The sequence below is a fragment of the Leptospira wolbachii serovar Codice str. CDC genome, assembly GCF_000332515.2.
GTDB classification, from domain to species: Bacteria; Spirochaetota; Leptospiria; order Leptospirales; family Leptospiraceae; genus Leptospira_A; species Leptospira_A wolbachii.
The window spans coordinates 1,371,445-1,389,805 of the sequence record NZ_AOGZ02000014.1; the positions used below are offsets into that span (position 1 = coordinate 1,371,445).

General features: G+C 40.1%; 20 protein-coding genes, 1 tRNA gene and 1 pseudogene. 11 read left to right on the forward strand and 11 right to left on the reverse strand.

Going from position 1 to position 18,361, the window contains the following annotated elements; genetic code table 11:
• The first annotated feature begins 14 nt into the window (after positions 1-14).
• From LEP1GSC195_RS11815 to LEP1GSC195_RS11830, 4 genes are all read left to right on the forward strand, one after another.
• Positions 15-407, forward strand: coding sequence for a hypothetical protein (locus tag LEP1GSC195_RS11815; RefSeq protein WP_332248644.1), 393 nt, complete (start codon positions 15-17; stop codon positions 405-407).
• Complete coding sequence (locus LEP1GSC195_RS11820; RefSeq protein WP_015680689.1) at positions 400-813, forward strand: SufE family protein; 414 nt, start codon at positions 400-402, stop codon at positions 811-813. The genes LEP1GSC195_RS11815 and LEP1GSC195_RS11820 overlap by 8 nt, the downstream gene beginning before the upstream one ends.
• A gap of 73 nt (positions 814-886) precedes the next feature.
• On the forward strand, positions 887-2,071 hold the full coding sequence (locus tag LEP1GSC195_RS11825) for a serine hydrolase domain-containing protein (RefSeq protein ID WP_015681336.1): 1,185 nt from the start codon (positions 887-889) through the stop codon (positions 2,069-2,071).
• Between the two features lie 4 nt (positions 2,072-2,075).
• A complete protein-coding gene (locus LEP1GSC195_RS11830; protein ID WP_015681675.1) occupies positions 2,076-2,387 on the forward strand; it encodes a hypothetical protein in 312 nt (103 codons plus the stop codon).
• Between the two features lie 4 nt (positions 2,388-2,391).
• Here LEP1GSC195_RS11830 and LEP1GSC195_RS11835 read toward each other — a convergent pair whose 3' ends face one another.
• From LEP1GSC195_RS11835 to LEP1GSC195_RS11845, 3 genes are read right to left on the reverse strand one after another with little or no spacing between them, the layout of a single operon-like run.
• Positions 2,392-3,309 (reverse strand): energy transducer TonB, encoded by a 918-nt coding sequence (locus LEP1GSC195_RS11835; protein WP_015682326.1) that lies wholly within the window; start codon positions 3,307-3,309, stop codon positions 2,392-2,394.
• Positions 3,290-4,315, reverse strand: coding sequence for a Holliday junction branch migration DNA helicase RuvB (ruvB, locus tag LEP1GSC195_RS11840; RefSeq protein ID WP_015681195.1), 1,026 nt, complete (start codon positions 4,313-4,315; stop codon positions 3,290-3,292). The genes LEP1GSC195_RS11835 and ruvB overlap by 20 nt, the downstream gene beginning before the upstream one ends.
• A gap of 1 nt (position 4,316) precedes the next feature.
• Positions 4,317-5,486: a trypsin-like peptidase domain-containing protein gene (locus LEP1GSC195_RS11845; RefSeq protein ID WP_040506678.1), complete on the reverse strand. Its 1,170-nt coding sequence runs from the start codon at positions 5,484-5,486 to the stop codon at positions 4,317-4,319.
• A gap of 123 nt (positions 5,487-5,609) precedes the next feature.
• Between LEP1GSC195_RS11845 and LEP1GSC195_RS11850 the strand changes: the two genes are divergently transcribed.
• Positions 5,610-6,167 carry a DJ-1 family glyoxalase III gene (locus LEP1GSC195_RS11850; RefSeq protein WP_015681969.1) on the forward strand — a complete coding sequence of 186 codons (558 nt, stop codon included), beginning with the start codon at positions 5,610-5,612 and terminating at the stop codon, positions 6,165-6,167.
• Positions 6,168-6,180: 13 nt separating this feature from the next.
• On the opposite strand, the gene LEP1GSC195_RS11855 is transcribed toward LEP1GSC195_RS11850, so the two are convergent.
• The 8 genes from LEP1GSC195_RS11855 to rpsT all read right to left on the reverse strand — a co-directional run bounded on the left by LEP1GSC195_RS11855 (position 6,181) and on the right by rpsT (position 13,880).
• Positions 6,181-6,537 carry an STAS domain-containing protein gene (locus LEP1GSC195_RS11855; RefSeq protein ID WP_015681892.1) on the reverse strand — a complete coding sequence of 119 codons (357 nt, stop codon included), beginning with the start codon at positions 6,535-6,537 and terminating at the stop codon, positions 6,181-6,183.
• 43 nt (positions 6,538-6,580) lie between these two features.
• Positions 6,581-8,182 (reverse strand): carboxyl transferase domain-containing protein, encoded by a 1,602-nt coding sequence (locus tag LEP1GSC195_RS11860; protein ID WP_015680980.1) that lies wholly within the window; start codon positions 8,180-8,182, stop codon positions 6,581-6,583.
• 1 nt (position 8,183) lies between these two features.
• Complete coding sequence (locus LEP1GSC195_RS11865; RefSeq protein WP_015682663.1) at positions 8,184-9,089, reverse strand: alpha/beta fold hydrolase; 906 nt, start codon at positions 9,087-9,089, stop codon at positions 8,184-8,186.
• A 2-nt stretch (positions 9,090-9,091) separates the two neighbouring features.
• The gene (locus LEP1GSC195_RS11870; protein ID WP_015681668.1) at positions 9,092-10,123 is read right to left on the reverse strand and encodes a GlmU family protein; all 1,032 of its coding nucleotides are present in this window, start codon (positions 10,121-10,123) and stop codon (positions 9,092-9,094) included.
• Positions 10,124-10,126: 3 nt separating this feature from the next.
• Entirely contained in the window at positions 10,127-11,962 is a 1,836-nt protein-coding gene (glmS, locus tag LEP1GSC195_RS11875) for a glutamine--fructose-6-phosphate transaminase (isomerizing) (RefSeq protein ID WP_015681593.1), read from the reverse strand.
• Positions 11,947-13,323: a phosphoglucosamine mutase gene (gene glmM / locus LEP1GSC195_RS11880; protein WP_040506680.1), complete on the reverse strand. Its 1,377-nt coding sequence runs from the start codon at positions 13,321-13,323 to the stop codon at positions 11,947-11,949. Before glmM ends, glmS begins: the two co-directional genes overlap by 16 nt.
• Before the next feature lie 105 nt (positions 13,324-13,428).
• Positions 13,429-13,501 (reverse strand) — tRNA-Val (locus LEP1GSC195_RS11885).
• Between the two features lie 103 nt (positions 13,502-13,604).
• Positions 13,605-13,880, reverse strand: a complete 276-nt coding sequence (rpsT, locus tag LEP1GSC195_RS11890) for a 30S ribosomal protein S20 (protein WP_040506681.1) — start codon at positions 13,878-13,880, stop codon at positions 13,605-13,607.
• 122 nt (positions 13,881-14,002) lie between these two features.
• Between rpsT and LEP1GSC195_RS11895 the strand changes: the two genes are divergently transcribed.
• From LEP1GSC195_RS11895 to LEP1GSC195_RS20025, 6 genes and pseudogenes are all read left to right on the forward strand, one after another.
• Positions 14,003-14,287: a hypothetical protein gene (locus LEP1GSC195_RS11895; protein WP_015682190.1), complete on the forward strand. Its 285-nt coding sequence runs from the start codon at positions 14,003-14,005 to the stop codon at positions 14,285-14,287.
• Positions 14,284-15,411, forward strand: a complete 1,128-nt coding sequence (locus LEP1GSC195_RS11900) for an LIC_10450 family protein (RefSeq protein WP_015681632.1) — start codon at positions 14,284-14,286, stop codon at positions 15,409-15,411. The genes LEP1GSC195_RS11895 and LEP1GSC195_RS11900 overlap by 4 nt, the downstream gene beginning before the upstream one ends.
• Positions 15,408-16,202, forward strand: coding sequence for a hypothetical protein (locus LEP1GSC195_RS11905; protein ID WP_015680981.1), 795 nt, complete (start codon positions 15,408-15,410; stop codon positions 16,200-16,202). The genes LEP1GSC195_RS11900 and LEP1GSC195_RS11905 overlap by 4 nt, the downstream gene beginning before the upstream one ends.
• A 15-nt stretch (positions 16,203-16,217) precedes the next feature.
• Positions 16,218-17,747, forward strand: a complete 1,530-nt coding sequence (locus LEP1GSC195_RS11910; RefSeq protein WP_015682241.1) for a thiolase C-terminal domain-containing protein — start codon at positions 16,218-16,220, stop codon at positions 17,745-17,747.
• Between the two features lie 75 nt (positions 17,748-17,822).
• Positions 17,823-18,131, forward strand: a complete 309-nt coding sequence (locus LEP1GSC195_RS11915) for a nucleotidyltransferase domain-containing protein (protein ID WP_015681885.1) — start codon at positions 17,823-17,825, stop codon at positions 18,129-18,131.
• A gap of 36 nt (positions 18,132-18,167) precedes the next feature.
• A pseudogene (locus LEP1GSC195_RS20025) lies at positions 18,168-18,347 on the forward strand (HEPN domain-containing protein); the annotation flags it as partial.
• Positions 18,348-18,361 lie beyond the last annotated feature (14 nt).

Genomic DNA, 18,361 nt, shown 5'->3' on the forward strand with positions numbered 1-18,361 from the left:
TACTTTCTCGTTTTATGTCTAAAAACTCTTGGAAACGTTTTACGATCACGAGCCAGATTACCCTTTGTTTTCTACTCATATTCATTTCTTTTTCCCACTGCGGATTATTTTACAAAGGTGTTCCTAAGGCCGGTGAGTTTTGTTATGTTCTCATAAAACCTCCGGAATGTTTGTATGTAGACTTCGAAGCCAAAAAATTAATTTGGAACGATGTTGAATATACTTTGGAAGAAAAACTTCGAATGGATTATTTTTTTAAATCCAATGACGAATTGTATGAACTCACGGTCTCCACAGTGAATCGTGTGGAATTAAAAAATCTTACCACAGCAAACTTTAACAAGTTTTATATGAGAAAAAAAGATAAGTTTGCCGAGATCCCAACTCCGGATGCCAAACATGAGTAAGTCCATTGAGGAAATCCAAAAAGAAATCATAGCAGAATTCTCTGACCTAACAGATTGGGAAGAGAAGTTTCAATATTTGATAGAGTTAGGTGAAGGACTTCCTCCTTATCCAAATGAAAAACGAACAGAAGAATATATAGTCCCCGGTTGCCAATCACGAGTTTGGGTAGCACCAAAACTAGAAGCAGGAAAATTAGAATTTGATGCGGATAGTGACACTGCTCTCACAAAAGGTCTAATTGCTATTCTCATACGCGTGTTTTCAGGACAATCTCCGAAAGATATAGCGGATGCCTCGCTTGGTTTTATCGAAGAAGTAGGCCTTGCAAAATTTCTTTCGATCTCCAGAAGAAACGGACTTTTCTCTATGGTACAAAAACTAAAAGGATACGCAGAAAAAGTATAATCCCTTTCTTTTTTCCTTTGCAAACGATGAAGACTCGCATAGAATTCTGAAACGAATCTGAATCAGGAATTCTATGAAACAAAGTTTTATCTTTATCCTTCTATTACTCGCTTTTGTCCATTGTGGCAAAGACCTTTCCCCCTTCGGTGGTGAACCAGAAGTAAACGCACTAAAGACTCGACTAAAACCCGAATGGCCAAGTCCCAATTGGAAAGTAGTATCCCCTGAATCTGTTGGGGTATCTTCCAGCAAACTGGGGTTAGTAGAAGAGTATGCGTTCACAAGAACTGGAGATGAAACAGATAGAAAAGGTAGAAGGACCGATGCACTTGTCATTTTAAGAAACGGAAAACTCATTTATGAAAAGTATGCAAGAAATTTCTCTGAAGACAAAGTCCATTTAACTTGGTCTGTATCCAAAAGCATTTTACAAACTATGTATGGAATTGCGGTCAAAGAGGGTCTCGTTAAGTTAGATGATCCAGGTTATTATCATTACGAACCACTGAGCCGCGATGAAGCACACAAAAAAATTACCATTAGGCACCTTCTCAATATGTCCTCTGGACTTGCGGGAGAAGAAGGATATGAAAGTGGTCCCTTAAAGTCATCGGTAATTGCCATGTTGTATACAAGAGGCCGCAAAGATATGGGTGCCTTTTGTGCAGGTCTTCCTCTTCGTGCAGAACCGGGAACTCAGGTGTATTATTCTAGTTGCGATACCAATATTCTCTCGGCCATTTTGAAAAAAGTATATGGGACGGAAGAATATGACAAACTCCCATTCGAAAAAATATTCAAACCTCTGGGAATCACCAATGTCACTTTCGAAAGAGATGGTTCTGGCACTTACGTTGGATCCTCTTACTTGTATATGACAGCCAAAGACTTAGCAAAAATTGGTTATCTGTATTTAAATGATGGAATCTGGAACGGCGAACGTCTGTTACCTGAAGGTTGGATACAATTTACAAGAACCCCTGCCCCTGGATACAAATCCACCCCTTACTCAGAAGACTTATCGCAAGACAATTATACGGCTCACTGGTATGCCAACACTGGAGTTCCCGAAAGAGGAATTCACGAACCATGGCCGGATGCCCCAAAAGATACCTTTGCTGGCCTTGGGCACTGGGGACAAATGTTGTATGTGATTCCAAGCCTAGACCTAATCATTGTTCGGTTTGGAGATGATCGCGAGAAGGCATTCATCAAAAATGATTTTTTAAAATTAGTGAAAGAGTCGGTAATTCGGTAACCTTATGAAAAGAAAAATATCTGTGATCCTTTCTTTGTTGTTTTTATTTATTTTGTTTTGGGCACAATGGAACTGGAAACATCTCTCCAGTTTCCCTTCCATTATCTCTAGTTTTTATTCGAAAGAGTATTGTAGTTGTTACTTTGTGATGCAACTTTCAGAAGACCAATGTCATGACTTTGCTCGTCAGTGGGTTCCTATCAGCGAATTCAAACTCGACAAAGAAAATATGTCTATAACGGTAAAGGGACTCGGACGGACCAATACCGCGAAGTATCTTTCAAAAGAATACGGCTGTACTTTAGTGACTGATTAACAACTTAGCGATAGTAACGGATTCCGGGAAAGATGAAGTTGATCCCAAAGATAAGGCCTTTGGATTTGACTTCTTCTGGAACCGGGCCAAAGTTTTGGCCTCGAATGGAATCCATACAAGCTTGGTCGACTACCACTTGGCCTTGGGAAGTTACAAGTCTCACATCAAGCACTTGCCCTTGTTCGCTTAACATAAATAAAACTTTGGTTTCGCCTTCTTTGATTCCTTCTCTTGCCACAACACCTGCCATATCACGATAGGCATAGTTTCCACCACCAGGAGGGGCAAAGGATTCCTCAATTCGTTTCAACATATTCTTAAAATAATAATAACCTGCGAGTTGTTTGGTGGGAATGGTAAGCGCTTTTGCTCCGTCCCATCGAAACAAAAAATCCTGCTGAAATCTATAGTTAAAAGGAATTTTTGTCATCTGCCCAGAACTTGCAGATTGGTTTGGACTTTCTTCTGAATTTGAATTACTTTTAGGATCTGCTTTAAAGATACCTACTTCGAAGATTTCTTCTTCTTTGGATTGTTCCGATTTTGGTTGAGCTTTGCTCGGAGTAGAGGCAGAACTACCCATGATAAATTCGCGAAACTGGGTAAGTGTATGAAACCCTTGTTTTTCCGTAAGGCCACCACCACCCGACGAATCCTTGTTAGAGAGTGCTTTGTATTCGTCTTTTTTGTCTGGATTGATGAACTGCTGTTCAACGAGAACTTCGTAGATTTTTTCTTGTTCTTTTGGCCCTAACATTTCTGCCGATTGTTCTTCGGCCAACATCTTCCAAAGCATATTTCTTGTGATGAGATGAGCGAGAACGAATGAGGCTATGAGGATAACGAAAGTGAAGGCGAAGAAAAGTCTACGTTCCCCTTCTTCCTTTTCAGGCAATCGGAAATCAAAAGAGAGTTGGGCCATTTTCGCGATTTTCCCCGGTATTTCCAGTATACACAAGTCCCAAATGTTCGTAAGCCTTTTTCGTTGCCACCCGGCCTTGTGGTGTGCGGTCAATAAGACCCACTCGGACTAAAAATGGCTCATAGGTGTCTTCAATGGTGCGTTCCTCTTCTCCGAGAACGACAGCAATGGGTTTGATTCCCACAGGCCCGCCACCGTAGCGATGGATGAGGATGTCCAAAATTTGACGATCCACAGCATCGAGACCCAGATGGTCCACTCCCATTCGGTCAAAGGCAAACCGACAAGTATCTAAACTAACAGACGTTTCGTTTTTGACTTCTGCAAAATCACGAACCCGCTTTAGGAGGTGGTTGGCGATCCTTGGAGTTTTACGACTCCGTTTTCCAATTTCAAAAGCAACACCATCTCTCAGAGCGACTCCCAAAAGTTTGGCAGAACGATCCACGATGATTTGCATTTCCTCATCCGTATAAAAATCCAACTTGAGATGGATTCCAAATCTTGATTTTAAGGGATCACTGACAAGGCCCGACCGAGTGGTAGCACCCACGAGAGTAAAAGGCTGGAGTTGGATTTGGAGAGCATTGGCAGTGACTCCTTCACCGACCACAAGATCCACAAAGAAGTTTTCCATCGCAGGATACAGAAGTTCTTCCTGCTTTTTGATAAAGCCATGAATCTCATCGATAAAAAGGACTTCGTTGGTTTTGAGAAGAGTGAGAAATCGAACCAGGTCCGCACCTTTGGAGATCGCAGGGGCAGATGTGGGAGTGAAGGCAACTGCCAATTCATTGGCTATGATATTGGCCAGTGTAGTTTTTCCAAGGCCTGGAGGCCCTGAAATTAAAACATGGTCGAGGGGGCTCTTTCGTTTACGAGCCGCCTCAACATAAACCGAGAGATTGGCCAAAACCTCTTTTTGTCCTATAAATTCGGATAATTTTGTAGGCCGAAGGCTTGGTTCATCTTCGGCCGGTTGGATCCAATCTTCTCTTAAACTCACCTCAATTGGGTTTCTGCTCTGGAGTGATGGAAGTCAAGATTTCATTTTTATTTCGAATGATTTTTATCTCGATTCGTTTTCCAATTTTTGCAGACCGTACGAAACCAATGAGTTCTTCCGGTGTTTGGATTTCTTTTCCCCCCATTTCCACAATCACATCGAACAATTTCAAACCCGCTTTATCAGCAGGAGATCCTTTCATGATTTGGCGGACAATGGCACCTTTATTGTCTTTCAGTTTGAGTTGTTCGATGTCTTCTTCATTGATCGCATCAAGACCGACACCAATCCAAGGACGAGTTACCTTTCCATTAGTTTTGATTTCTTCTGCAACCCTGCGGGCTTCGTTAATCGGAATGGTAAATCCAATCCCCACAGAACCACCAGACTGAGAGGCAATCATACGATTGATTCCAATCACTTCGCCCCGGATATTCAGAAGTGGGCCCCCACTATTTCCTTGGTTGATGGCTGCATCGGTTTGGATATAAGATAAGCCGGAAGAATCAATCCCACCACGTTGTACCGCAGATACAACCCCCACTGTAAAGGAATGTTCAAATCCAAGAGGAGCACCAATGGCAATGGCCCAGTTTCCTACTTTTACTTTATTGGAATCGGCAAGAACAATCGGACGAAGTGTTCCCTTGGGAGCATCTATTTTAAGTAAGGCGATGTCCATGGTTTCATCCGAACCAATCACTTTGGCTTCAAAGGTTTTTTGATTTTTAAACTTCACTGTGAGTTTATCCATGTCTTTAATCACATGGTGGTTCGTCATAATATAACCATCATCATTCAAAACAATTCCAGAACCTAGTCCGGTTTGTTTTTGTTTCATCACTCGACCCGATCCACCATTGGGGCGTCCAAAAAAATGATCAAAATATGGATCTCCAGAAAATGGATGTTGTTGGACGTTCACCGTCCGTTCTGTGGCAATGGAAACCACACTCGGGGACACTTTATCAAATACTTCTTGGAAGGCATCTTCCAAAGCCACAGCTTGTGTTTGGGCCGGGGACAACTTATCATTTCCATCTGCTTTGAGCTGCAGTGGATTTTCGGAAGAATTTCCGCAAGTCAGGATGGGCGACAAAAATGTTCCCAGAAGTAAAAAACTAAAAGCAATCGCTAAGTAACGTAAAGGATTCGTTTTTTTATCAATCATAGACAATTAACTATATCTCCTACAATATAAGACCCTGAAAGTTCCAGGAAAGTTCTCATTTCTTGGGATCGTTTTTTTACAAAAAAACTTGAACATTTTGTACAAAGGTAAACTAGTCTTTCTATGGCAAAACGAGTTTTTATCCCACTTTGCACCGGCTTTGAAGAAATGGAAGCCATCATTTTAATCGATGTTCTAAGAAGAGGAAATGTTGAAGTGGTATCCGGTGGGAAAACAAAAGATCCCATCCTTGCAGCAAGAAAGACTCTCCACTTAGCAGACAAAGTTTTTTCTGAAATTAAACCACTTGAGTTTGATGCCATCCTTCTTCCTGGTGGCCTCGAAGGAACCAAACAACTGATGGCCGATCCAGAGATTAGTTCCATTCTAAGATCCTTTCAAAAATCGAAGAAGTTGATCGGAGCCATTTGTGCGGCTCCGAGTGCCTTACGTAATTTAGATATCATTTCAGGGGATGATCCTTATACAGCTTTTCCTTCTTCCGAAGATTTGGCAAAAGGAAAAGGGGGGAAACATACAGGCCAAAGAATAGAATCACATAACCATGTCCATACGAGTGTTGGCCCAGGTTCTGCTTTTGAATTTGCTTTATATATCTTAGAAATATTGGAAGGGAAGGATGTGATGGAAAAAGTAAAGGCAGGTTTACAGCTACCTTAATCGTATGCGTTTGTTACTCGATTGATTCTCTTTCCTTTACCAAAGAGAGGACAGCGTTTTCTTCTGAATCAAAAACTTCCAAATGACTTTCCATTCCGGTAAGTTTAAACACCTTTGCAACAGATCCATGAACACTACAGATCTTTAGATTCCCATGGTATTTTTTTAGTTTATACATGGCTGTCACCAAAGTCCCAATTCCTGAACTATCCATAAAGGGAACTTTTTCGAGATTCACAACAATCTCATATATATGTCTACGCATCTTGTCATCCAGAATGTCTTTCAATTCTTTTGCATTGTACAAATCAACCTCGCCTTCAATGGATATGATGGCAACTTGATTGGATGACTTCTCGTGAATGATCATTTGTAGTTAGTTTGCATCCTAAAAGGAAATGAAAAGACAAAAATTACATTCGAAAGACACCAAATGGTTTTCTTTCTTCTTTCCTTCTGCTAAGGATAGACAAGGCCCTTCCTAAAACTTTCCTTGTATCGGCAGGATCAATGATTCCGTCATCCCAAAGCCGAGCCGAACTATACACTGCTGAAGATTTTTTTTCATAATCTTCTAAAATAGGTTTTTTAAAGATGGCTTCTTCCTCTGGCGAGACCTTCTCTCCCGCCGCTTCCTTTTGGTCTTTTTTAACAGTCCAAAGAACGTTGGCCGCTTGTTCTCCACCCATCACAGAGATCCGAGCATTTGGCCACATCCATAAAAATTCAGGAGCAAATGCACGACCACACATTCCGTAATTTCCCGCACCGTAAGAACCACCAGTAACGATCGTTAGTTTAGGAACAGAGGTTGTGGAAACCGCATTCACCATTTTGGCCCCATCACGAGCAATCCCATTGTTTTCATATTTTTTTCCCACCATAAACCCTGTGATGTTTTGGAGAAATAACAATGGAATTCGTCGTTGGTCACAAAGTTCAATAAAATGAGATGCTTTGAGTGCAGACTCGGAAAACAAAACTCCATGGTTGGCAATGATTCCTACCGGATATCCATAGACTTCGGCAAATCCAGTCACGATGGTTGTTGCATACAGTCTTTTGAATTCATGAAAACGTGATCCGTCTACAATCCTTGCAATGATCTCCCTGGGATCATAAGATTTTTTAGAATCTCTCTCGATGATTCCATATATTTCTTCTATAGGATAGAGGGGTTCTTCTGTTTCTTTCGGGATAGATTCTTTTTTGGAATTTAGATTTTTAACAATAGAACGAGTGATCTCAAGTGCATGAAAATCATCTTCTGCATAGTGATCTGTCACACCTGAAATGCGACAGTGAACATCCGCACCGCCTAACTCTTCCCCGGTGACAACTTCACCTGTAGCCGCTTTTACAAGAGGTGGTCCACCAAGAAAAATGGTTCCATTTCCTTTGACAATAACTGATTCATCAGACATAGCAGGGATATACGCACCACCGGCAGTGCACGACCCCATAACGACCGCTATCTGAGAGATTCCTTTGGCACTCATACGTGCTTGGTTGAAAAAAATACGTCCAAAATGATCTTTATCAGGAAAAACTTCATCCTGCATGGGCAAAAATGCACCACCAGAATCTACTAAATAGATACAAGGTAGGGAGTTGTTTTCCGCAACTTCTTGCGCACGGACATGTTTTTTTACCGTGAGTGGATAGTAAGTTCCACCTTTGACTGTAGCATCATTGGCAACAATCATACAGTCTACTCCTTCTACCTTTCCAATTCCTGTGACGATTCCAGCAGAAGGAACGGGATCAGAATAAACATCTTCGCCAGCCAAACCACAAATCTCCATAAACTCAGTTCCCGCATCAATGAGTTCGGCAATTCTTTCTCTTGCTGTAAGTTTTCCTCGCGATTTATGTTTTTCGAGAGCTTTTTTCCCGCCACCTAACTTTACTTGCTCGATGATTTTACGAACGGGAACTATGGTTTCCAAATATGCCGTACGATTAGCAACAAATTCAGATGTATGCGGGTTTGTCTTGGAGATAATTCTTTCCATATCAATCCTTGTTCTGTTTATTAAAATGAAAGGTTTTTGTTTTTTTATGTGAGAAGGAATCTACAAAGTAGTGGAGTTTTTCATAAACAACTTCTGGACATTCTTCCATAGGAAGGTGTTTGGAGGGAAGGATCACAAGACTACTTGTCCGAAGTGTTTCTTTCATGTATTCTGTTTGGTTTGGGGAAATACGGAAATCCTCATCCCCTAAATAAATTTGACGAAGGCCTACAAAGTTTTTGGCTCCTTCTTCGATTTCCCGTAGAGAGTGAGTCGATCTGTCTACATTTCGAACAAACTCCAACGTATTTTTGCGAGCCTTACCTTCGAATAACAAATGATACATGGTCTTTTCCCACTCATAAGTTAAGTGATGTGTTTTTTTAACCAAAAACAACTTATAAAACAAACGAAGGAGTGGTGGGCGAAATAAAAAAGAGAAAACTTCCCCAATGATTGGCAAACGTAAAAAATGTAAGGGAAAATAGAAATGAAATTTGGGCAAATTCATAAACCCACCTAAAATAGATAAGGATTTATATTGAATGGCATGTTCTTTAAAAGTAAAACAAAGGATAGGAAGTGCATAATCAAATGCCACCACATGCACTTTTTTATCTCCCACTACTTTTTCTAAAAAGGGAGCCAAATAATGGGCTTGGAGCCTATGAGAAAGGGGACCATCGGGCCTTGTGCTAAATCCAGTTCCTAAAAAATCCAGAGCAATCACTCGGTAGTGAGTGGACAACAAATTTGCCAATTTACGGTAGTTATACGATGTAGTCAGAAAACCGGGAAGGAGAAGTATGATCTCTTCCCCTTTTCCTTCATCCAGATAGAAAAAACGTAAATCATCAATTTCTACTGTTTTACCAGAATTGATATGTTCTAACAAACTGGGGGTCATGTTTACTCCGTAAGATTTCCGAACAATTTTCTCAAATACTCTTCTTCAAATTCAAAAAGATTCATACCCCGACGAGCCATGATTTTTTTTGTATCGAAGAGAAACTCTTCTAATCGGTAACGCCCGCCGGGTTTAATCCAGGTGAACGCAGGTACATAACCCTGGATCCTGGATTCGACTATGTTACTCGCAATATCAAATACGGTTCCCGTATTGGACATCACACCAATGGCAAGTTTTGTAAATGGACCTATCAATGATCCAAATTTAATGGTTCCCGTATTAATAATGGAATCACCTATCTTTAGTTTTATGATTCCATAATTATTTTTTAAATCGCTGGTTGTGGATAAGGCGCCTAAGTTCACCCAAGTAGATACAAAACTATGTCCAAGAAAACCTTCATGGTGTTTGTTGGTATAATCAAGGATGATAGAATTTTCTACTTCACCGCCAATCCGGCACTGGTTTCCAATAAGACACCCACCGGTGATTCGAGCATTGTCAATTTGTGTATTTTTTCCCACGAAGAGTGGGCCTTCTAAAAAACTAAAGGAAGAAATTTTGGCTCCATCTTCAATGAGAATAGGACCATCTGTTGTATCAAAAACAACCCCAGGATACACGGTTGCCTGTGGATGGATATAAAGATGTTTTTCCTTTCCTATGATATGAAATCCCGATTGTTTTGCTTTATACTTTTGACGAAACCGTTTCCAATCTTTTTCCAAAGTCAATGTATCTTCAATGATAGACGTCACAGTTCCCAAAAGTTCCCAAGGCAAATAGGAATCGGAACTATAAATAGAATCATAAGTTTCCAGGTTCGCCGGTAGTATATGAGGGTATCTGTGAAAGATTAGCTTTTCAAAGGATGGGTCGGGGCCTTTATAAAATATTTTTGCCCCTGGATATTTACGTTCTAGTTTTTCGAGTAAGGTGATACCTCCCAGATTCCATTCGAAAAAAGAATGAAATCTAGACAAGGGTTGAAGAGACGGATTTCTTTGGGAATCGTCAAGTAAGAGATTCACTGTTTACTCCACGGTTACAGATTTCGCTAAATTCCTAGGTTGGTCCACATTACATCCCCTAAGGATTGCTATATGGTAAGACAAAAGTTGTAAAGGAATGACTGCAAGTAGTGGAACTAGTGCATCGGCCGTTTTCGGAATTTCAAATGTAAAATCAGCCATTGATTTTATATCCGTATCCCCTTCTGTCACTATAGCAATTACCTTTCCTTTCCTAGCTTTCACTTCTTGGATATTCGAAATGACTTTTTCATAAGAACCATCTCTCGTTGCGATAAACACTACAGGCATATCTTCATCAATGAGTGCAATCGGTCCATGTTTCATTTCTGCTGCCGGATATCCTTCCGCATGGATATAAGAAATTTCTTTTAACTTTAAAGCCCCTTCCAAGGCTACAGGGAAATTAAATCCACGTCCCAAATAAAGGAAGTTAGATGCACGATAGAAATTTTCTGCAATGTTACGGATATCATCATCTTTGGTTAAAATTTTTGCTACTTTGTCCGGAATGGAATCCAATTCCAAAAGTAGTGTTTGGTAATCCGATAGAGATATAGAACCCTTTTTTAATCCCAAGTACAATGCCATCATCGTGAGGATACTGACTTGTGATGTGAAAGCTTTTGTAGATGCCACACCAATCTCAGGGCCTGCATGGAGGTAAGCACCAGCATGGGAAGCACGTGCGATAGACGAACCCACAACATTACAAACACCAAAAATCAAAGCACCTTTAGACTTTGCGAGTTCAATGGCAGCAAGTGTGTCAGCTGTTTCTCCTGATTGAGATACGGCAATGATCACGTCTCTTTCTGTGACAATGGGATTGCGATAACGAAACTCAGAGGCATATTCCACTTCCGTAGGAATCCGAGCGAGGTCTTCAAATAAATATTCACCTATAAGGCCTGCATGCCAAGACGTTCCACAACCCACAAGGATCAAACGATCTGCATTTAAAAAACGATTTAGGTATTGGTCAATCCCACTTAAGAAAAGATGATGTTCTCTGGAAACCAAACGTCCGCGCATCGCATCACGAACAGACTTTGGTTGTTCAAAGATTTCTTTTAACATAAAGTGTGGATACCCACCCTTTTCGATGTCTTCCAAATCCAATTCTAATTTTTGTATGAATGGAGTTTTGGTTACGTTTTCCAAGTTTTTAACAACAAGACTTCCATCTTTGATGATAGCCATCTCTTGGTCATTGAGGTAAGTTACATTGTTCGTATATTCAATGATAGGTGTTGCATCAGATGCCACAAAGTATTCATCTTCGCCAATTCCAATCACAAGAGGAGAACCTTTTCTTGCCGCTATCATCATCCTTTCATTTTCTTTAGAAAGGATGACTATGGCATAAGCGCCAACCACTTCATTTAATGCGAGACGAACAGCTTCTTCAATAGAACAATTGTTTTGTTTTTTAATCTCTTCGATAAGATGAATGAGAACTTCAGAATCGGTATCCGATTTGAATTTATGACCACTCGCTTCTAATTCTTTTTTGATGGTACCGTAATTTTCAATGATTCCATTATGAATGATTGCTAGTTTTCCGTCAGAACTTGTATGCGGGTGAGCATTGCGGTCATTGGGTTCGCCATGAGTGGCCCAACGTGTGTGACCAATTCCAAGAGTAGCAACCAACTTACGATCACCGATTTCATTTTCTAAATCGACAACCTTCCCCTTCTTTTTTACAATTTCCAGTCCACCATTTAACAATGCTACGCCGGCACTGTCATATCCACGATACTCAAGACGTTTCAGACCTTTGATGATGAGAGGGAGTGCCTCTCTTTTTCCTAAATAACCTACGATTCCACACATTGTTTTACCCTCTTTAAGGTAGTTTCCAAATCAAATTTGGATTTAGTTTCAGTAATGACACGAAAGATTGGTTCTGTATTCGAAGGGCGTATATGGATCCAAGAATCCGACACATACATCCAAAGTCCGTCTTTCTCTGAAATGACTTTCGGAGAAAATTCTGACTTAAATTTTTCATAAAGATTTTCTAAAGACATTCCCTTTGCCAAAGGAAAGGATTGTTTGTCCATATAAAGGGATGGGAGTTCATCCAATAGGGCATCAATTGTTTTTCCAGTTTCTGCCATCAAATTTAGAATATGAGCAATACCGGACAAAGTGTCCCGACCAAAAGAAGGAATGTTTGGGTCTATCACACCACCATTTCCTTCCCCACCAAATACTGCTTTGTTTTTAATCATCTCTTCCACAACGTTGGCTTCACCTACTTTGCTACGAATGACTTCCGCACCAAACCGAGAACCAACTTCTTCGTTTAAAAAGGATGTGGATAGGTTCACAACTACCTTTGCTTTTTTCTTTGCCGAAGACAATGCGTTAGTAAGTGCCAATGGCAAAGTATACTCTTCTGAAACAGCCCCACGTTTGGGAGAAAATAAAACGAGTCTATCCGCATCAGGATCTAAAGCAAAACCAATCTCAGCTTTGGATTTTTTAAAATAAGGTTCTACAGATTTTAAAGCAGCAGCAGTTGGTTCGGGGGGCCTTGGAAAAGTTCCATCCGGATTACAGTTATGTGCTACTACCTTGCAACCTAACATTTGTAAAAACTTAGGAACCACATAAGATCCAGCTCCACCAACGGCATCTACAAAGACGGTGAATTTTTTCTTTTTAATTTTTGCGACATTCACTCGTTTCAAAACAGAAGATAAATGGAGATCAATATAATCTTCGCCAGAATCAATATAACCTTTGGGTGAAATTTGTTCTTTCGGATAAGACCCGTTTTGAATGATAGAAAGGAGTTTCCGATTTTCTTCTGCAGAAAAGAAAAATCCCTTTTTAGAAATGAATTTAAATGCGTTCCAATCCATAGGATTGTGAGAGGCGGAGATCATAATTCCACCATTGGCTTTGGACAGATTCACAACCGCTTTAGTGGTCGGTGTAGGAACAAGACCTAAGGTTAAAACAGAATTTCCAGAAGCTAACAATGCAGAGGTGAGAAGTGATTCTAAATACGGGCCGCTCGGTCTTGAGTCTCGACCAATTACAGCCGTTCCTCCATTCATCATAGAAGCAAATGATTTTGAAAATGCCAATGCTTCGTCTAAACCAAACCCTTGTCCAATTTTACCCCGAACACCGGAGATGGAAATCATCAGGGAGGACAGATCATACTCTTTCGTAAATCGCATACAATACTATCAAAGCTCGTGGATTCCCACTGCAAGTCTATCTTTTTTGCTTTTTGGAATGTGTCAACGAAGTGGAATAAAAGTGAAGATAAAAGAAAAACGGTTTGGGCGATGACAGGATTGAACTGCCGACCCGCTGCTTGTAAGGCAGCTGCTCTCCCAGCTGAGCTAATCGCCCGTTGTAATGACCAGTGAACCGGAGTTGTGATTTTTGTAAATCAGATTTAGAAATAAAAAAGGCCACCGATGGTGGCCTCATTCCTTCTAGCTAAAAGCAAATGTTAGGCGGCTTTTGTCTCGATGGAGTTAATACGAAGTGCCATACGTGATTTTTTACGATCCGCATTTTTCTTATGAATCAGTTTTGTTTTTGCAGCTCTGTCCAACTTGGAAGCAAGTTTTGAGAATACAGTAAGAGCTTCCGTTTTGTCTCCGGATTTAATTGCTTTGATGAGAAGGCGAGCATAAGTACGCAATTCAGTGCGATCCTCACCATTTCGTGCTTTTCTACGAGCAGTTCTACGAATGTCTTTTTTAGATGATTTTAAATTAGCCAAGGAATGTCCCCTACGAGGAATTTTTACTTATCTTTTGAGTACCACTCTGCCGGTCAAGGCGAAAGAGAAAAAAATGAGAACCAAATCGGGCCTCCCCGGACCCAACTTCTTAGGAGAAACCCATGTTCCCTATTCTCATTTGGATCGATTCTGAACTCTATGAAATCCTAAAACAAAGAAATTTGGATCTAGGCCTTGTCACAAAAATGGCTATATTATCCCTAAAAGTAGAGGGAATGGAACCGGGAACCTTTGGGAAACGCGAATCTGGCCATTACGAACGTATGGAACTCAGCAGATATGATTTTTTTACCTTAAGTTTAATTTCTAGGGAGAAGGAAGTTGACCCGAACGTATTACTCTCGTATGCTTTCACAGAAGCTTTGTTGGAAATTTTAAGACTGTGACTCCCGAAAAATCAAAATATCATTATATAAAAATTGAGTCTATTTCAGAAATTGATCCCATTAAATTATCAATTTCCCAAATCCAACAGAGGTATATCGATAAGGATAACAACCGTTACGCCCTACGTTTTAATAAAGATACACGCAGAATTGAGATTTTAAAATTAGTTGGTAATCATTTTGAATTAGTTCCACATTCTCCCGCACAAACAGTGGGGGAAGACTCAAAATCATCACCGCATCAAACTCCGCAATCGGCTCCCCTCATTACGCCTATCTCAGAAGACCTAAAATCTAATCCCATTTTAGGAAAGTTAGTTGGTGCACTTGGAAACAGATCCAATCCAACCGATAAACCTTCTGAAATTCAAATTGAAAAATCGGGGTCAGCACCAGAAGAAAATCTTATGCGCGAAGATGTAGATTTAAATATCTTTGAGGGAGAGGAACCTCCTCCAGTTCAAGAAACACTCTCTCATGCAGGTCTACTGAACACTCCAGATTTACCGAGTCCCACAGAGACTGAAGAAAAAACAGATGCAGAGCCCAACTTACAAGTGGGGGAAGAATCGAATGACAAAACTGCCTTCCAACAGATTGAAGATTTTATCAAATTATTAACGACCTATAGGGAACGGGTCACAGCCATCATTCGCAATTTACAATCCTCAAGAATCTTTGAACTCACTGGTGATCCGTCGGAAAATAAAAACATCGTGGGGAATTTTGCTCGGGAAATGGATGCACAAGTATTTGAAGCCATCGACAAAATGGTAGACCTTCACAAAGAAATGACATCATATCCTCGTCCTATTACGTATTATATTTCGAAAGCACCCGCAGAAAAAAGGGAAGAAATGAAATTGATTGAATCGGATAAGGAAAAATTAAACAGACTCCATCTGTTTGAAATGCAAAGACTTTCCGATATAATTGTTAAGGACTTCAAAAAACTGAGTTTGCAATTATTGAATATTTTAAATCTGAAGAGTGACATTCAGGTAAAACAATTACAGTATGCAAACCAATTGATGTACGTAGACGCAAAAAACGCATCCCTTTATTTTGCGCAAGATTTGGATAAAACCATACTTGATATAGAAAACTGGAAACTATCGAAATGAAAGAACTGTCGGAAGCAGAAACAAAAGCAATATTAGAAAAAATTAGATCTGAATATAAAGAACACGGAAAACTGAATCCCAAAGCCTTCGACCAAACAGGATTCGAACAAAGATATTTACAAATACTCAAACTTCGTGGCAATATCACAAAATTTTTAACCGAAGAAGTAACATTCCTCGAACAACTAAAATCCAAGTTCCAAGAACTCGCTGCAAAAAAGGAAGCTGCTAAGGCGCAAACTTTAAATCGTATTATGGATGAGTCCATTGAAAAGTTGGCAAATTATAAAAAGGTAGATTTCCATCCACTCGCAAAAGTAGAAACAAGATACTTCTATGGTGCCATGTTGGATTTTACGGAAACAGAACTTCCGGTTCTTATTTATATTTTCAAAGGAACCCCTGAATATTCTTTTTTGCAAGATGCTGTTTTACAAGTGGAACGAATTGGGATGACAAGACGAGGCCTTCCTTCCATGAAGATGCAAGAGTTTATCAAAACATTACTCGATGCCAATGGAAACAATATAGTGATCGAAAAAGCCTCTCAAAATCTTTTGAAAGATGGTTGTATTGCTCTAAAAAATATTACCGTGGCCGTCCAAGATTTGGTCAGTAAAAACAGGATCAATCCTGACATGATTGTCCAAGTCAATGAAAAGGAATGTCCTAATGCCCATTCTGCTTTTGGTGGAAAAAAATTTGGAGAAAGCCTCACACGAATCACTGAACGCTGCAAACAAATCATACAAGATTTTCGAATGAATGCGTTGATGAATATGGAAGGTTGATTCTAATTTGGCGGTATGGACCCAATTTTACTCGGTGTCAGCGACACCATCGAATCGGAATTTGATTCGGAAATTTATAAAAACCTTTCTCCTTTAGAAAAATACCATTCCCTACTTTTTCGTTCCGTAGATAAACTTTTTAGTTTTTTGGGAACGGATCGTTCCTCACTGGCACCCTACCTCACTGACTTTGTTTCGATTGAAGCCCAGTCTCTAGGCCGCGAAGGGTATGGATTCACTGTCAAAGATGCAAACGATATGGGTTTTGGTGGGCTTGCCTGCCATACTGTAGATTTGGGTGGCGCGAGTGTGGGTGGTGCCATCGGGCAAGCCCATACCATAGTCAAAGCCAATCCTTATGCCGTAGTTCTTGTGGCCGCTGCCGACGTCCCTAAATCTGTATTCAAACAGATATCTGATTTAAAACGACTCACAGCCACAGTATGTCACAAAGATTGGGAAATGCCCTATGGGGCAACACTTATCGGCCTCTATTCCTTGTTATGTGAAAGAATGATGTTTGATACCGGCGTAACTAGCGAAGACCTGGAAGAAATCACAAAACACTTTCGAAAGTTGGCAGAAATCAATCCCCGTGCTTTCCAATACCAAAAGCCACTGACAGAAAAACAGTTAAAAAAACCTCTTTCTGGTGTTTATAGTACACCTATGATCGCAATTGTTACCGACCATGGATTTGCTACCCTCGTGACTTCCGAATTCATGAAACAGAAGTTAATCGACAACAATATTATCAAAAAAGATGCAAAACATATTTATTTGGTGGGTTCCGGTCAAAGTGCCCATGCAGAATACTTTATCCAAAAGAAGGACTTAAAAAGCCCTGCGGCCCTTGCTTGCGAAAGAGCAGTGGCTTCCTCTGGTCTCAAACGATCGGACATTGAATATGCTTGGATTTATGATTGTTTTACAGGAATGATCATCCATGAAGCAGGATTGTATTTTGGAGTATCTCCAAAAGATACAGCCACCTCCCTTCGCAAAGGCAAAATCTCCAATGGAGTACGAGAGATTCCGATCAATTTAGGTGGGGGGATTTTGAACTACCAAGCAGCCATGGCTCTTTCTGGTGCCACTGGTCTTGTGGATGTAGCAAGCCAGTATGGTTTAGCCGTAGATCCCATTCCAGAAAAACTTTCAACCCCACCTAAGGTAAGTTTATTGGGTGGGAATGGTGGGATTGATAGCATCAACTCAGTGATTATATTTGCAAAAGAGAAACCAGAATCTGTGACCAGAGAACCAATGGCCTTAAAGCCATTAGAAGTCAATGTTCCAAGTCCCAAAGTAGGAGAACAAGGAATCATTCTTACTGCAAGCACCATCTATTTCAATCCGGGAGGAGAGAAAAAACCTCCTTATCTCATCGTTTGTTCAAAAAAAGAAAATGGAGAGATGGTCCTTACCAACCTTTTTGCAAAAGATGGAGTAGAGATTGTTTCTAAAGAGGGATTGGAACTTGGAAAATCCAAAGTAGAGTTCCAAGAGAAAGAGGGAAAGATCCAAGCCATTTTGTTGGGTTAAGAAAAAGCCCAGGGAAGAGAATTCTCTGGGCTTTTGGTACTTGATTTTTTCGATCTTTAGATTATTTTTTGACTTATGGATCAAGATTTACAAAATTTAAAGGCTCAAATCGTTACACTTGTAAATCCACTTAAAATAATTCTTTTTGGATCAAGAGCAAAGGGCAATTTCAATCATTCCAGTGATTACGATATTTTGGTAATTATGCCAGATGGTACAAATAAAAGAAAAACTGCTCAATTCTTATATCAAAACATTGAAAACATAAATATCTCATATGATTTTGTTGTGGCAACAGAGAATACATTAGAAAAATATTCGAAGTCCCACCATTTAATCTATTTTCATGCTCTCAAAGATGGAATAGAACTTTATGCAGCTTGAAGACCCAAGCTTACCAGATGTTTGGTTAATTCATGTCTACCAGTTGAAATCAACAGACCTGATTTCTTTAAAGAACTAACGATTCTCACTGATTATGCTGTCTCTACTAGATATCCTGGTGATTAAGAAGAGATACTATCAAATGAATATGAGCAAGCAGTCTTTTTAGCAGAACAGGCATTTGATTGGGCTTTTGGAATCATTAAGAATCCATAATATCCCAACTCACT

What these genes read in the sequence shown, in the direction of transcription:
- LEP1GSC195_RS11815 (WP_332248644.1), top strand. Translation starts at nt 15, where the DNA reads ATGTCTAAAAACTCTTGGAAACGTTTTACGATCACGAGCCAGATTACC.
- LEP1GSC195_RS11820 (WP_015680689.1), top strand. Translation starts at nt 400, where the DNA reads ATGAGTAAGTCCATTGAGGAAATCCAAAAAGAAATCATAGCAGAATTC.
- LEP1GSC195_RS11825 (WP_015681336.1), top strand. Translation starts at nt 887, where the DNA reads ATGAAACAAAGTTTTATCTTTATCCTTCTATTACTCGCTTTTGTCCAT.
- LEP1GSC195_RS11830 (WP_015681675.1), top strand. Translation starts at nt 2,076, where the DNA reads ATGAAAAGAAAAATATCTGTGATCCTTTCTTTGTTGTTTTTATTTATT.
- LEP1GSC195_RS11835 (WP_015682326.1), bottom strand. Translation starts at nt 3,309, where the DNA reads ATGGCCCAACTCTCTTTTGATTTCCGATTGCCTGAAAAGGAAGAAGGG.
- LEP1GSC195_RS11845 (WP_040506678.1), bottom strand. Translation starts at nt 5,486, where the DNA reads ATGATTGATAAAAAAACGAATCCTTTACGTTACTTAGCGATTGCTTTT.
- LEP1GSC195_RS11850 (WP_015681969.1), top strand. Translation starts at nt 5,610, where the DNA reads ATGGCAAAACGAGTTTTTATCCCACTTTGCACCGGCTTTGAAGAAATG.
- LEP1GSC195_RS11855 (WP_015681892.1), bottom strand. Translation starts at nt 6,537, where the DNA reads ATGATCATTCACGAGAAGTCATCCAATCAAGTTGCCATCATATCCATT.
- LEP1GSC195_RS11860 (WP_015680980.1), bottom strand. Translation starts at nt 8,182, where the DNA reads ATGGAAAGAATTATCTCCAAGACAAACCCGCATACATCTGAATTTGTT.
- LEP1GSC195_RS11865 (WP_015682663.1), bottom strand. Translation starts at nt 9,089, where the DNA reads ATGACCCCCAGTTTGTTAGAACATATCAATTCTGGTAAAACAGTAGAA.
- glmS (WP_015681593.1), bottom strand. Translation starts at nt 11,962, where the DNA reads ATGTGTGGAATCGTAGGTTATTTAGGAAAAAGAGAGGCACTCCCTCTC.
- glmM (WP_040506680.1), bottom strand. Translation starts at nt 13,323, where the DNA reads ATGCGATTTACGAAAGAGTATGATCTGTCCTCCCTGATGATTTCCATC.
- LEP1GSC195_RS11895 (WP_015682190.1), top strand. Translation starts at nt 14,003, where the DNA reads ATGTTCCCTATTCTCATTTGGATCGATTCTGAACTCTATGAAATCCTA.
- LEP1GSC195_RS11905 (WP_015680981.1), top strand. Translation starts at nt 15,408, where the DNA reads ATGAAAGAACTGTCGGAAGCAGAAACAAAAGCAATATTAGAAAAAATT.
- LEP1GSC195_RS11910 (WP_015682241.1), top strand. Translation starts at nt 16,218, where the DNA reads ATGGACCCAATTTTACTCGGTGTCAGCGACACCATCGAATCGGAATTT.
- LEP1GSC195_RS11915 (WP_015681885.1), top strand. Translation starts at nt 17,823, where the DNA reads ATGGATCAAGATTTACAAAATTTAAAGGCTCAAATCGTTACACTTGTA.